This is a genomic window from Kitasatospora fiedleri, from assembly GCF_948472415.1.
Classification (GTDB): Bacteria; Actinomycetota; Actinomycetes; order Streptomycetales; family Streptomycetaceae; genus Kitasatospora; species Kitasatospora fiedleri.
Genome location: NZ_OX419519.1, coordinates 5,306,358 through 5,321,064 on the forward strand (window position 1 = coordinate 5,306,358; position 14,707 = coordinate 5,321,064).

A 14,707-nucleotide genomic window follows, 5' to 3' on the forward strand; every position below is an offset into this window, starting at 1 on the left:
CAGGACGCACCAGGGGCCGGTCCCGGAACAGGGGCCGGCCCCGTCCGGTCTCGGGGACCGGACGGGGCCGACGGGAGCGGGTCCGCGGGGGTCAGACGCGCTCGTCCTCGGGGAGGGTGATCACCCAGCGGGTCTCCGGGCGGGGGCGGAGGTAGAGCGCCCAGTAGAGGCTGGCCGCGGCGGTGATGCCGAGCGTCCACCACAGCGCGGTGTGGTCGAGCTGGGTCAGGACGTACGCCAGGGCCACGATCACCAGGACCGGCAGCGCGGGCCACAGCGGCTGGCGCCAGGCCGCGGCGTCCTTGTGGTGGGCGCGGCGGGAGAACAGCGCGCCGACGGCGACCAGCAGGTAGAGCGCGGCGACCGCGACGCCGGTGATGTTGATCAGCATGCTCTGCGGCACGAAGCAGAGCACCGCGCCGGGGACGCCGACCGCCAGGGTGGAGATCCACGGGGCGCTGAACTTGTTGAGGTTGCCGAACGCCCGGTTCACCGGCTCCGGCCAGGCCTTGTCGCGGCCGGAGGCGAACAGCACCCGGGAGTTCTGGATGACCATCACGATGCCGGCGTTGATGATCGCCAGCGCGATGCACAGGCTGATGAAGGTGCCGACGCCGCTGTTGCTCCAGCCGATCACCAGCTGCGAGACGTTGCCCGAGGTCAGCGCGGTCAGGTCGGGGGCGCCCAGGGTGATCGCGGCGACCGGGATCACGATGACGGCGGTCGACAGGCCCAGCGTCCACAGCACGGTGCGGGCGACGTTCTTGCGCGGGTTCTCCAGCTCCTCGGAGAGGTAGATGGCGGTGGAGAAGCCCTGGGTGACGAAGAGCGCGGTGCCCATCGCGGTCAGGACCGCCGCGAAGCCGACCCCGGTGGAGCCGCCAGCCCCGTCGGAGACCGCGCCGTGCAGCAGGCTGCCCACGCCGCGCTCGGAGTGGCCGAAGCCGAGGAAGGCCACCACGGCGCAGGCGATGACCTCCAGCACCAGGAAGACGCCGGTGATCCAGGCGTTGGCCCGCAGGTCCAGCAGACCGGCCACGGTGGCGGCCAGCATCACCGCGGCGCCGGCCCACTTGGGGTCGAGGTGGATGATCGGTTCCAGGTAGTCGGCGGTGCCCATGGCGATGATCGAGGGCACGATCATCACCACGATCAGTGACTGGATGAACACCAGCCAGCCGGTGAACTTGCCGGCCAGGGTGCCGACCATGGCGTACTCGCCGCCCGCGGAGGGCACCAGGGTGCCGAGCTCGGAGTAGCAGAACGCCACCGCGACGCAGATGACCGTGCCGATCACGATCGACATCAGGGTGAAGGTGCCCAGCGAGTTGAAGAGGTCCGGGACGATCACGAAGAGTGAGGATGCCGGTGTCACGCAGGAGAGCGTGAGCAGGGTTCCGCCCACGACGCCGAGCGATCGGGCGAGCTTCTTGGGGCTGCCCGCGGTGTCCTCCGCGACGGGGGAGGCTACCTGCGGGGGAAGCGTGTCGGTCATGGGGGCATCCGATCCACTGAGCGGCGGTGTGGGGGTCGGGAGCGCTATCGCCTCCGAAGCACGGTCTCGCGGTCTGGTTCTGCTTCGCTCCCGGTTCGCCAGGTTGCCTGGGCGAGTTGGCCCAGTCAACGCGGGATCGGCTGCGGATTCCGTTGTCGTAAGGCCGTTCTGCCTGCGGAACGCAGCTCCGGAGCGCGTGGGACGCATGTTTCCGTAGTGTCAACTCCGGTGAACCGCGCTTGAATCGAAGGTGAAGTGAGCTGGGTAACGCCCGATTCCAAGGCGCTCCACCGTGCCGCGCTGCTGGGCCGAAAACCGCCCCCGACCGGCCCGGAGGGGTACGGGAACCGAAGGAAAACCGCGAAAAACGGAAGATAACGTTATGACACCGTTCCGGGGCGGGAGTGCCGAAAGGGCCGGACCCCTTTCGGAGTCCGGCCCTTTCGGTCACCGTGCGTGAACGGCGTCCCGGCTAGATCTGCGTCGGCAGCCAGCCGGTCTGCACCGTCTGGCCCGCCTGGATGCGGCGGGAGACGAACACGCCGCGGCCCGGCGGCTGCGGCTGCGGCTTGACCGTGCCGAGCAGCGCGCCCTCGCCCTTGTCACCGGAGAGCAGCAGGCCCTGGCCGCCCAGCTCGCGCATCCGCTGCATCACCGGCTCGAACAGCGAGCGGCCGGCGCCGCCCGCGTTGCGGGCGATGATCAGGCGCAGGCCGATGTCGCGCGCGAACGGCAGGAACTCCGCCAGCGGCGCCATCGGGTTGCCCGACTGGGTGGCGACCAGCTCGTAGTCGTCCACGATCACGAACATGTCCTTGCCGCTGTACCAGCTGCGGTTGCGCAGCTGCTCCGGCGTGACGTCCGGGCCGGGCAGCCGGCGCCCGCAGGCCCCGCGCAGCATCTCCACGATCGCCGACATGGCGGGCGCGGCGGCCGCGTACTCCACCAGGTACTCCGGCGGCACCACGCCGAGCAGCGAGCGGCGGAAGTCGCCGACCACGATGCCCGCCTGGTCCGGGGTGTACCGCTCGGTGATCTGCTTGATCAGCATCCGCAGCATCGCCGACTTGCCGGACTCGCTCTCGCCGAAGACGACGAACAGCGGGTCGGTCTCGAAGTTGACGAACACCGGCGCCAGCTCGACCTCGTCGACGCCGAACGCGACGCCCAGCTCCGGGTGCTCGAAGCCCTTGGGCAGCGAGTGCCCGTCCAGCACCGGCGGCAGCATGCGCACCTGCGGGGCCCGCGGGCCGGTCCAGGCCGCGTTGACCTGGGCGACCAGGTCGGCCACGCCGTCCACCAGGTTCGCCACCTCGCTGGAGCCGTCGATCCGCGGCAGGCCGGAGAGGAAGTGCAGCTGGTCGGCGGTCAGGCCGCGGCCGGGGATGGCCGGGACGTTCGCGGCGACCTTGCGGCCGATCTCGGACTCCATCGAGTCGCCGAGCTTGAGCTCGACCCGGTTCTGCAACTGGTCCTTCAGCGCCGGGCGGACCTCGGCGTAGCGGGCCGCGGTGATCACCACGTGCACGCCGTAGCCGAGACCGCGCTGCACGATGTCGGCGATGACCGGCTCCAGGACCTCGAACTCCTGCTTGAAGGTCAGCCAGCCGTCGATGAACAGGAACACGTCGCCGAACTGCTCGTCGGGCAGCTGCCCGGCGGCCCGGCGGGACCGGTAGGTGGCGATGGTGTCGATGCCGGTCGAGCGGAACAGCTCCTCCCGGCGGTTGAGCACGCCGTGCACCTCGCTGATCATGCGGCGGACCTTCTCGACGTCCAGCCGGCCCGCGACGCCGCCGACGTGCGGCAGGTCGGCCAGCGAGCCGAAGCCGCCGCCGCCGAAGTCGAGCAGGTAGAACTGCGCCTCGACCGGCGTGTGGGTGACCGAGAAGCCGGCCACGATGGTGCGCACCATGGTGGACTTGCCCGAGCGCGGACCGCCCACGACCATGCCGTGGCCGGCGGCGCCGGAGTAGTCCAGGTACATCACGTCGCGGCGCTGGTCGCGCGGCTTGTCGACGATGCCGACCGGGACGACCAGGTTGCCCTGGCGGACGGCCGCCGGGGTCAGGCCGCGGTCCGGGCTGACCTGCAGCGGCTCCAGCAGGCTGTCCACCGACGGCGACTCGTCCAGCGGCGGCAGCCACACCTGGTGGGCCGGCGGGCCCTGGCCGATCATCCGCTGCACGAACACGTCGAGCATGGTGTCCAGCAGCGCCTCGTCGGTCTCCTCCTCGGGGAGCTCGGGCAGCACCTCCACCTCGGGCTCGACCACCTCGACCTCGGCGGCGGTGAACAGCACCGGCTGGGCGGTGACCACCTGCCCGCCGACCGCGCGCTGGGCGCCCGGCGCCCGGTACTTGCCGGAGACGTACGCGGCGCGGAAGCGCTCCATCACGTCGGAGCCGAACTTGAGGTAGCCCACGCCGGGGATCGGCGGCAGGTGGTAGGCGTCCGGCACGCCGATCGCGGCCCGCGACTCGGCGGCCGAGAAGGTACGCAGGCCCAGCCGGTAGGAGAGGAAGGTGTCCAGACCGCGGAGCTTGCCCTCCTCCAGCCGCTGCGAGGCCAGCAGCATGTGCATGCCGAGCGAGCGGCCGATCCGGCCGATCTGGATGAACAGCTCGATGAAGTCCGGCTTGGCGGTGAGGAGTTCGGAGAACTCGTCGATGATCATCAGCAGCGAGGGCAGCGGGTCGAGCGGCGCGCCCGCCGCGCGGGCCCGCTCGTACTCGTTGATGTTCGCGTAGTTGCCCGCCGCGCGCAGCAGCTCCTGGCGGCGGTTCATCTCGCCCTCGATCGCGTCGCGCATGCGGTCGATCAGGGTCGCTTCGCCCTCGAGGTTGGTGATCACGGCCGCGGTGTGCGGCATCTCCGACATGCCGGCGAAGGTCGCACCGCCCTTGAAGTCCGCGAGGACCAGGTTCAGCACCTCGGAGGAGTGGGTGACCGCCAGCGCCAGCACGATGGTGCGCAGCACCTCGGACTTGCCGGAACCGGTCGCGCCGACGCACATGCCGTGCGGGCCCATGCCCTCCAGCGAGGCTTCCTTGATGTCCAGCCAGACGTACTCGCCGTTGCTGCCGACGCCCAGCGGGACGCGCAGCTTCTCGCGCATCGGCTTGGGACGCCAGTGCCGGGTCGGGTCGAAGGAGCCCGGGTCGCCGGTGTGCATCATCTCGGTGAAGTCCATCGACACCAGCGACGGGTCGCTGTCGTCGCCGCCCGCCGACGCCCGGAACGGCGCCAACTGCCGCGCCAGCGCCTCCGACTGCCAGGCCGACAGGGTGTCCGGCTTGCCCGGGTAGCTCGCCCCGGAGGCCGCCTCCAGCAGCAGCTCGTCCTTGCCGACGGTGATCACCAGGTGGCCGTTCGGCTCGTCCAGGTCGCCCGGGACGACCTCGATCACGGTGACGCCCTGGACGCCCTCCGGACCGGCGATCACCGAGTCGACCGGCACCGAGGCGCCGTCCATGATGACCACCAGGTGCGGCTGGTCCGGGGACGGCGTGCTGTCCCGGGAGAAGCCCTTGCGGCCGGCCAGCTCGTTGGCCAGCAGCTCCTCCAGCTCGCCCAGCCCGGAGGCGATCAGGCGGCGCGAGCCGGCCCCGTCGCTCTCCTTGCGGTGCTGGGTGTGCGGCAGCCACTTCGCCCACTCCCACTCCTCCACCGCGCCGGGCGCGGCGGCCACCCCGATCATCAGGTCCTCGGGGGAGTGCAGGGTCGCCAGCTGGGCCACCATCGCCCGCACGTTGCCGTACACCGAGTCCGGGTCGCCGCACACCGTGATGTGGTAGAACGCCCGCAGCGAGACCGCCAGCGGCAGGTCCTGCAGGGTGCCGTGGGTCTTGATGAAGGTGCCCATCGCCTCCGCGGCGAGCGGCTCCAGCTCGTCCATCGGCGCGGTCTGCGGCGCCACCAGCGGCGTCGACAGCTGGAGCGGGCCCAGGCCGACCCGGATCTGCGCGAAGTCGGTGTCCGTCGGCCGGCGCTCCCACAGCCGGCGGCCCTCGGCCACCACCGACCACAGCTGGTCCGGCTCCGGGTGGGTGAACAGCAGCGCGCCGCGCTGCCGCTCGGCCGTGCGGCGCACCTCGCGCCGCTTCTGCTGCAGGTACTTCAGGTAGTCGCGGCGCTCGTCCGAGGTGGCCGCGCTGCCGCCCTTGCGGGCCCGGACGATCTGCGCCACCGCCATCGCGGCGGTGGAGGCGATCATCAGGACGCCCATCATCTTCATCGGGCCCTGGCCGCCCTGGAACAGGAAGGCCGCGCTGCCGCCCATGCCGAGCATCGGCATCAGCGTCATCAACCAGTCCTCGCCGCCGCCGCGCGGCAGCTCGGGCGGCGGAACCAGCTCGACCGGCTCCTCCGACACCGCGGGCGGGAACGCCCGCGGCGGGCGCTTCACCGTCACCGTACTCATGCGTCCACCCCGCAAGCGCTCGGCGCGCGCTTCGCCCGCGCGCGCCCCTCGACGAGGAACTCGCTCCGCTCGTTCATACCGTCACCCCGTCCCGGGCGGCAGCCGCAGCGCGCGACCCGCCGTTCTCAACGGCGCGCCCTCCCAGGGCACTTGACAGGGGGCACCCCCATCGCTCGCTCACAATCCGCCCTCACGCATCTGGATACGTACGGTGAGGGCGCCCCGTGTGATGACGCCGCCCCCGCTCCGCCGAACCGCAGGCGCGCGGGGCTGCCGCGTCTTCGACCGCCGCCCCCGTACGCCGTGCGCAGGGGCCGATCCTACTGCGCACGCCAAGCGGTTCGTCCACGGGGTCGCACCGGTTCCCGCCCGGCCCTGACCGCCCGTCAGCCGCGCCGCCCGGCCCGACCGGCGCGGAACCGCGCCGCACCCGGCGCACACCGCCCTTCCCGCGGAGGGTAAGGTGTCGCCGCGCCAACTCTCGTTCGGACCGTGACAGTTCCGGAGCCGTTGCGACGAGTGGTCAGCAGCCTTGCCGACACAGCCAACGAGGGGGAGAGGGCCGGTGAGCAACAACGCAACGACCGGTTTCTGCCGGGTCACCGTAGTGGCGCCCGACAGCCGGATCGACGTCGCCCTGCCGGAGGACGTCCCGCTCGCGGACATCTATCCGGAAGTGCTCAGGCTCTCCGGACAGACCCAGGTGGACGGAACGCCGACCGGCTTCCACCTGGTCCGGCGGGACGGCACCGTGCTGGACAGCGGACTGCCGCTCGCGGCCCAACAGGTCCGCGACGGCGACCTGCTGAGCCTGCGGCCGTTCGCCGAATCACTGCCGCCGGCCGTCTACGACGACGTCGCGGACGCCATCGCCTCCGCGGTCGAGGCCGACCGCCGGTTCTGGAGCCCCGACCTGATGCGGGCCTTCGGCCTGATCGCGGGCACCGTGCTGCTGGCGCTGCTGGCCTTCGCGCTCTGGTTCTCCGACCTGCGGCACGACATGTTCGGCCTGCCCGGCATCCTGTCCGGCGTCACCGCGATCGTCCTGGTGACCTTCGCCGGCGTGCGCGCCCGGGTCTACGCCGACCACACCGCCGCGCTGGCCCTCGGCCTCGGCGCGCTGCCGCACGCCATGCTGGCCGGCTCCGGCATCATCGACGTCCCCGGCGCCGGCGACGGCCCCGGCCGGCTCCAGTTCCTGGTCGGCTGCGTCACCGTGCTGGTGGTCTCCGTCCTGCTGGTCGGCCTGCTCCCGGAGAAGGACTCGGTGTTCGTCGCCGCCGCCTTCCTGGCCGCCGCCGGCACCCTGGCCACCTTCGCCGCGGTCCTGATGTCCGGTACCGCGGTCACCGACATCGCCGCCGTCACCGGCGTCGCCGCGGTCGCCGTGATCGGCTTCCTGCCCGCGCTCTCCGCCCGCTTCGCCCGCCTGCCCGTCGGCTTCAGCGCCCCCGGCCAGACCCGCACCCGCGGCACCGCGTACGGCGAGGAGGCCAACAGCGCCGAGACCGTCCAGTACGAGCGGATCGCCGCCCAGGCCCGCCGCGGCCACGAGGTGCTGGTCGGCCTGGTCGGCGGCGCCTCCGCCACCATCGTCGGCGCCTGCACCGTGCTCGGCTTCAGCGACCGCACCTGGGCCGAGCTGCTGGCCCTGGCCATCGGCGTCTCCACCATGCTGCGGGCCCGGCTGTTCCGCTACACCGCGCAGGTCTTCGCGCTCACCATCTCCGGCCTGGTCGCGCTCTCCCTGCTGATCCTCGGCCTCGCCCTGCACACCCCGGTGCACCTGCTGCTCACCCAGCTGACCACCGGCTCCACCGGCGGCACCGACCTGCGCACCGTCTGGCTGGCCGCGTCCATCGCGGCGGGCGCGGCGGTGATGACCGCCATCGCGCTGATCGTCCCGCGCTCGGGGTGTCCCCGTTCTGGGGCCGCATCCTGGACATGGTCGACAGCCTGATGCTGCTCTCGCTCGTCCCGCTCGCCCTCGCCGTGCTCAACGTCTACAACGTGGTGCGCGGCGCGACCAGCTGAGCCGGACTGCTAGGGTTTAGTGGACCGAGTCTTGTCAGGTCCTGTGCTTCCTACCAGGACCGCTCGGACACACCGAAGGAGATGCCCGTGGCCCTCGCCGCTGACGTCAAGAAGCAGATCATCGCCGAGTTCGGCCAGAAGGAGGGCGACACCGGCTCCCCCGAGGTGCAGGTGGCCATGCTCTCCCGCCGGATCTCGGACCTGACCGAGCACCTCAAGTTCCACAAGCACGACCACCACTCGCGCCGCGGCCTGCTGATCCTGGTCGGCCAGCGCCGCCGCCTGCTGCAGTACCTGGCCAAGAAGGACATCGAGCGCTTCCGTACCCTGGTGGACCGCCTCGGCATCCGCCGCGGTGCCGCCGGCGGCGCCCGCTGACACCGCTCGTAGGGGCGGCTCCCCTCTCCGGGGGAGCCGCCCCTCGGCGCATTCCGCGCCACCTCGCGACCACGCCCCGCGACGAACCCGTCCGCGTAAAGCCGCGCTCGGTAGGGTGTGAATTTGTAAGGTAAAGGGCATGCCCGCCCTTGCGGGCCGGAACAAGGCTTCAAACGGAAGCCGCCCGCACCCCGCAGGAGCGTCCACACGCCGACCGCCGCACGCCGAGAGGCGCCGGTCCTCGGTAGTGGCCGCCGGGAACCCCACGAGAGGGTCCGACCCGGTGGCTTCGATCGAAGACCGGCCCAGTTGCCCGGGCCACGGCAGGCAAGCGCAGGGGCGCTCCTGGGGAGACGTACGAAAGAGGAGATCTTCCAGGTGGAAGAGAACGTTTTCTACGCCGAAGCCGTCATCGACAACGGCAGCTTCGGTACCCGCACCATCCGCTTCGAGACCGGCCGCCTGGCCCGCCAGGCCGCCGGCTCCGCCGTGGCCTACCTGGACGACGACACCATGGTGCTGTCGGCCACCAGCGCCTCGAAGCAGCCCAAGGAGCACTTCGACTTCTTCCCGCTGACGGTCGACGTCGAGGAGCGGATGTACGCCGCCGGGCGCATCCCCGGCTCGTTCTTCCGTCGCGAGGGCCGCCCCTCCGAGGACGCGATCCTCACCTGTCGCCTGATCGACCGCCCGCTGCGCCCGTCCTTCGTCAAGGGCCTGCGCAACGAGATCCAGGTCGTCGTGACGGTCATGGCGCTCAACCCCGACCACCTGTACGACGTGGTGGCCATCAACGCGGCCTCCGCCTCCACCCAGCTGGCCGGCCTGCCGTTCTCCGGCCCGATCGGCGGCGTCCGCGTCGCGCTGATCAACGGCCAGTGGGTGGCCTTCCCGACCCACTCCGAGCTGGAGTCGGCCGTCTTCGACATGGTCGTCGCCGGCCGCGCCCTGCCCGACGGCGACGTCGCGATCATGATGGTCGAGGCCGAGGCCACCGACAAGACCATCAAGCTGGTCGAGGGCGGTGCCGAGGCCCCCACCGAGGAGGTCGTCGCCGCCGGCCTGGAGGCCGCGAAGCCGTTCATCAAGGTGCTGTGCGCCGCGCAGTCCCAGCTCGCCAAGCAGGCCGCCAAGCCGACCGGCGAGTTCCCGCGCTTCCTGGAGTACCAGGACGACGTGCTGGCCGCGCTGACCTCCGCCGTCAAGGACGAGCTCGCCAAGGCGCTCACCATCGCCGGCAAGCAGGAGCGCCAGAACGAGCTGGACCGGATCAAGGGCGTCGCCGCCGACAAGCTGCTCCCGGAGTTCGAGGGCCGCGAGAAGGAGATCAGCGCCGCCTACAACGCGCTGACCAAGAAGATCGTCCGCGAGCGCGTCATCAAGGACAAGGTCCGCATCGACGGCCGCGGCGTCACCGACATCCGCACCCTGGCCGCCGAGGTCGAGGCCATCCCGCGGGTGCACGGCTCGGCCCTGTTCGAGCGCGGCGAGACCCAGATCCTGGGCGTCACCACGCTGAACATGCTGCGCATGGAGCAGCAGCTCGACACGCTCTCCCCGGAGACCCGTCGCCGCTACATGCACAACTACAACTTCCCGCCGTACTCGGTCGGCGAGACCGGCCGGGTGGGCTCGCCCAAGCGCCGCGAGATCGGCCACGGCGCCCTCGCCGAGCGCGCGATCCTCCCGGTCCTGCCGTCCCGCGAGGAGTTCCCCTACGCGATCCGCCAGGTCTCCGAGGCGCTCGGCTCCAACGGCTCCACCTCGATGGGCTCGGTCTGCGCCTCCACCATGTCGCTGCTGAACGCCGGTGTGCCGCTCAAGGCCCCGGTCGCCGGCATCGCGATGGGCCTGATCTCCCAGGAGATCGAGGGCGAGACCCACTACGTGACCCTCACCGACATCCTCGGTGCCGAGGACGCGTACGGCGACATGGACTTCAAGGTCGCCGGCACCCGCAACTTCATCACCGCCCTCCAGCTCGACACCAAGCTCGACGGCATCCCGGCCTCCGTGCTGGCCGCCGCGCTGAAGCAGGCCAAGGACGCCCGCCTGCACATCCTCGACGTCATGAACGAGGCCATCGACGCGCCCGACGAGATGTCCCCGAACGCGCCGCGGATCATCACCATCAAGATCCCGGTGGACAAGATCGGCGAGGTCATCGGCCCCAAGGGCAAGATGATCAACCAGATCCAGGAGGACACCGGCGCGGACATCACCATCGAGGACGACGGCACCATCTACATCGGTGCGGTCGACGGCCCCTCGGCGGAGGCGGCCCGCTCGACGATCAACCAGATCGCCAACCCGACCATGCCGGAGGTCGGCGAGCGCTACCTGGGCACCGTGGTGAAGACCACCACCTTCGGCGCCTTCGTCTCGCTCATGCCGGGCAAGGACGGCCTGCTGCACATCTCGCAGATCCGCAAGCTGGCCGGCGGCAAGCGCGTCGAGAACGTCGAGGACGTGCTCGCCGTCGGTGCCAAGGTGCAGGTCGAGATCGCCGAGATCGACCCGCGCGGCAAGCTCTCGCTGATCCCGGTCATCGAGGGCGAGGAGGGCGGCGAGGCCGCCGCCTCCGAGTGACCTCCCGGTAGCACCCCGCGGCCCGCACGCCCCCACCGGCGCGTGCGGGCCGCACCCTGTTCGTGAAGTCCTGTTCGTGCAGCAGCAGTTGGAAGGAACACCCGTGGCCCAGGCCTCGGCGGCGAAGCAGCGCCCCGGAACCACCCGGACCCTGCTCAAGGGCACCGACGGCGCGGGCACCGTCCGCCGTACGGTGCTCCCCGGCGGCCTGCGGGTCGTCACCGAGACCCTCCCGACGGTGCGCAGCGCCACCTTCGGCATCTGGGTCGGCGTCGGCTCCCGCGACGAGACCCCGGTCCTCAACGGCGCCACCCACTACCTCGAACACCTGCTCTTCAAGGGCACCGCCCGGCGCGACGCGCTGGAGATCTCCGCCGCGCTCGACGCGGTCGGCGGCGAGATGAACGCCTTCACCGCCAAGGAGAACACCTGCTACTACGCGCGGGTCCTGGACACCGACCTGCCGCTCGCCATCGACGTGGTCTGCGACATGCTGACCGGCTCGCTGATCCGCCCCGAGGACGTGGAGTCCGAGCGCGGCGTCATCCTCGAGGAGATGGCGATGGCCGAGGACGACCCGGGCGACGTGGTGCACGACCTGTTCGCCAAGGTGATCTTCGGCGAGACCCCGCTCGGCCGCCCCATCCTGGGCACCCAGGAGACCGTCACCGGGCTCACCCGCGACCAGATCGCCGGCTTCTACCGGCGCCGCTACAAGCCGGAGAACCTGGTGGTCGCCGCGGCCGGCAACCTCGACCACGCCGAGGTGGTCAAGCTGGTCGAGCGGGCCTTCGCACCCGTCCTGGCCAAGTCCAAGGGCCACCCCGCCGAGGTCCGCCGCGGCGTCAAGGCCGTCCGCACCGCGGGCCGGGCCGCCGTCCTCAACCGCCCCACCGAGCAGGCCCACCTGGTCCTCGGCGTCCCCGGCGTGCCGCGCCACGACGAGCGCCGCTGGGCGATCGGCGTGCTCAACGCGGCCCTCGGCGGCGGCATGAGCTCCCGGCTGTTCCAGGAGGTCCGGGAGAAGCGCGGCCTGGCCTACTCCGTCTACTCCTACTCCTCCTCGTACGCCGACACCGGCCTGTTCGGCATCTACGCCGGCTGCCAGCCCAAGCGGGTCGAGGAGGTGCTGAGGATCTGCCGCGCCGAGCTCGCCCGGGTGGTCGACGAGGGCATCACCGAGGAGGAGCTGCGCCGCGCCATCGGCCAGATCTCCGGCTCCACCGTGCTCGGCATGGAGGACACCGGCTCGCTGATGAACCGGATCGGCAAGGCCGAACTCTCCTACGGCCACCACCTGTCGGTGGACGAGATGCTGGCGAAGATCGCCGCGGTGACCCTGGACGACGTGCACGCCGTCGCCCGTGATGTGCTGGGGGCGCACCGCCCCTCGCTCGCCCTGATCGGCCCGATCAACGACCGGCGGGCGGCCAAGCTCGCCGACCTGCTGGTCTGACCGACCGGCCTGAGAGGATGACTGACATGACGCTGCGCGTCGCCGTGATCGGCGCCGGGGGCCGGATCGGCTCCGAGGCCGTCAAGGCCGTCGAGGCCGCCGAGGACATGGAGCTGGTGGCCGCGCTGGGCCGCGGCTCCGACCTGACCGAACTCACCGGGGCCCGGGCCGACGTCGCCGTCGAACTCACCCACCCCGACGCGGTGATGGGCAACCTCGACTACTGCCTGCACCACGGCATCCACGTGGTCACCGGCACCACCGGCTGGGACGACGCCAGGCTCGCCGAGGCCGAGGGCTGGCTCGCCGCGAACCCGGCCGTCGGCCTGCTGATCGCCCCGAACTTCTCCATCGGCGCGATCCTCGGGATGAAGTTCGCGCAGACCGCCGCCCGGTACTTCGAGTCCGTCGAGGTGCTCGAACTGCACCACGACCGCAAGGCCGACGCCCCCTCCGGCACCGCCACCCGCACCGCCCAGCTGATCGCCGCCGCCCGCGCCGAGGCCGGCCTGCCCCCGCAGCACGACCCCACCACCCACGGCCTGCCCGGCGCCCGCGGCGCCGACGTGGACGGCGTCCCGGTGCACGCGGTGCGGCTGCGCGGCCTGCTGGCTCACCAGCAGGTGATGCTCGGCGGCGAGGGCGAGACCCTGACCATCCGGCACGACTCGACGCACCACAGCAGCTTCATGCCCGGCATCCTGCTCGGTGCCCGGAAGATCGCCGACCACCCGGGCCTCACCTTCGGCCTGGAACACTTCCTGGACCTGTGACATGACCTCCCGCACCGGCTTCTTCGTCCTCTCCGGCGTCCTGCTGCTGGTCAGCCTGGTCTGCGTCGGCGAGGGCGTCCAACTGGTCGCCACCGGAAAACCGCTGGGCATCGGCATCGGCCTCTGCGCCTTCGTCATCCCGGTGATCGGCATCTGGTTCCTCGCCCAGACCGTCCGCTTCGGCCGGGCCAGCGAGCGGCTCGCCCGCGAGCTGGAGGCCGAGGGCGGCCTGCCGGTCGACGAGCTCCGGCGCACCGGCGGCGGCCGGATCGACCGGGCCTCCGCCGACGCGGTGTTCACCCGCCGCAAGGCCGAGACCGAGGCCGACCCGGCGGACTGGCGGAACTTCTTCCGCCTCGCCGTCGCCTACGCGGACGCGGGCGACGTGCCGCGCGCCCGCAAGGCGATGCAGCACGCCATCAAGCTGCACGACGCCCACGGTGCCGGGGCCCCGGCCGCCCGACCGTAGACTGAACCGGTCCCCCCTCCAGACTCCTCAGGACGTTCTCCATGCGCGCAGTCGAACCCCAGGTCCACCTCATCGCCCGCCCCGAGCTCGACTACGACGAGGTCGCCGCCTACCTCCAGGACGTCGGCGGCGAGAGCTGGCTGGAGCGGGTCGACCGCGGCGACCTGGACGACGCCCAGAACCTGGCCGAGTTCGCCGGCCGGATCTGCTACCGCTCGTGGAAGCCGGGCCTCAACCCGAACGTCACCAAGGTCCGCACCGACCAGGACGCCTACCTCAAGAACATCCTGGCCAGCGCGCACGGCTCGGTGCTGGAGCACGTCTCCTTCACCTTCGTCCTGCACAACGTCAGCCGGGTGGTCACCCACGAGCTGGTCCGCCACCGGGCCGGCGTCGCGGTCTCCCAGGAGTCGCTGCGCTTCGTCCGCCTCGACGACATCCCGTTCTGGTTCCCCGAGTGGGCCCGGCAGGACGAGGCGCTGATGGCCCGGGCCACCGGCCTGATGAAGGAGATCGAGGAGTTCCAGCACTGGATGGCCGACCACTTCGGGCTGGACGAGGAGGGCGTGCCCTTCCACGAGAAGAAGGAGAAGACCTCCTTCATGCGCCGCTTCGCCCCCGAGGGCCTGGCCACCGGCCTGGTCTGGACGGCCAACGTCCGCACCCTGCGGCACGTGATCGAGAACCGCACCGCGCCGGGCGCCGAGGAGGAGATCCGGCTGCTGTTCGGCAAGATCGGCGAGCTGATGGTCAAGGAGGCCCCGTCGCTGTTCGGCGACTACACCGTCGAGGACGGCGCCTGGGTGCCGGGCTGGCGCAAGGTCTGACGGGCCGTCGGCGCACCGGCCCGGCCGCCCTCACCCGTGCGGCCTGCGGCCGTCGGCGGCGGCCCGCCCGCTGACCTGCGCCGACGGGCAGATGGGCGGACTGTCCGGCATGTCTGGATTGCGGCTTTCTCGGCCGCTCCATACGCTCAGGACACGGATTCCGGTGCTGCGTGAACCCCCGAGCGCGCAGCACCGGAATCCCATTGTCCGGCCCGGGTTGTGCCGCCCCGACCGCCGCCCCGCACTGTCCAAACCCTGGACCT

General features: G+C 71.5%; 8 protein-coding genes and 1 pseudogene. 7 read left to right on the forward strand and 2 right to left on the reverse strand.

What is annotated here, in order from left to right:
• Nucleotides 1–91 precede the first annotated feature (91 nt).
• Complete coding sequence (locus QMQ26_RS24385; protein WP_282202681.1) at nucleotides 92–1,495, reverse strand: APC family permease; 1,404 nt, start codon at nucleotides 1,493–1,495, stop codon at nucleotides 92–94.
• A gap of 472 nt (nucleotides 1,496–1,967) precedes the next feature.
• A complete protein-coding gene (gene eccCa, locus QMQ26_RS24390) occupies nucleotides 1,968–5,918 on the reverse strand; it encodes a type VII secretion protein EccCa (RefSeq protein ID WP_100840443.1) in 3,951 nt (1,316 codons plus the stop codon).
• A 565-nt stretch (nucleotides 5,919–6,483) separates the two neighbouring features.
• Here eccCa and eccD point away from each other — a divergent pair.
• The 7 genes and pseudogenes from eccD (at nucleotide 6,484) to thyX (ending at nucleotide 14,444) form a co-directional block, all read left to right on the forward strand.
• A pseudogene (eccD, locus tag QMQ26_RS24395) lies at nucleotides 6,484–7,952 on the forward strand (type VII secretion integral membrane protein EccD).
• Nucleotides 7,953–8,039: 87 nt separating this feature from the next.
• Nucleotides 8,040–8,330: a 30S ribosomal protein S15 gene (gene rpsO / locus QMQ26_RS24400; protein WP_030462697.1), complete on the forward strand. Its 291-nt coding sequence runs from the start codon at nucleotides 8,040–8,042 to the stop codon at nucleotides 8,328–8,330.
• 378 nt (nucleotides 8,331–8,708) lie between these two features.
• On the forward strand, nucleotides 8,709–10,919 hold the full coding sequence (locus QMQ26_RS24405) for a polyribonucleotide nucleotidyltransferase (RefSeq protein WP_100840441.1): 2,211 nt from the start codon (nucleotides 8,709–8,711) through the stop codon (nucleotides 10,917–10,919).
• 103 nt (nucleotides 10,920–11,022) lie between these two features.
• Nucleotides 11,023–12,375 (forward strand): M16 family metallopeptidase, encoded by a 1,353-nt coding sequence (locus tag QMQ26_RS24410; protein WP_282202682.1) that lies wholly within the window; start codon nucleotides 11,023–11,025, stop codon nucleotides 12,373–12,375.
• Between the two features lie 26 nt (nucleotides 12,376–12,401).
• On the forward strand, nucleotides 12,402–13,148 hold the full coding sequence (gene dapB / locus QMQ26_RS24415) for a 4-hydroxy-tetrahydrodipicolinate reductase (protein WP_100840439.1): 747 nt from the start codon (nucleotides 12,402–12,404) through the stop codon (nucleotides 13,146–13,148).
• A gap of 1 nt (nucleotide 13,149) precedes the next feature.
• A complete protein-coding gene (locus QMQ26_RS24420; RefSeq protein WP_100840438.1) occupies nucleotides 13,150–13,617 on the forward strand; it encodes a hypothetical protein in 468 nt (155 codons plus the stop codon).
• 41 nt (nucleotides 13,618–13,658) lie between these two features.
• A complete protein-coding gene (gene thyX, locus QMQ26_RS24425; RefSeq protein WP_282202683.1) occupies nucleotides 13,659–14,444 on the forward strand; it encodes an FAD-dependent thymidylate synthase in 786 nt (261 codons plus the stop codon).
• Nucleotides 14,445–14,707 lie beyond the last annotated feature (263 nt).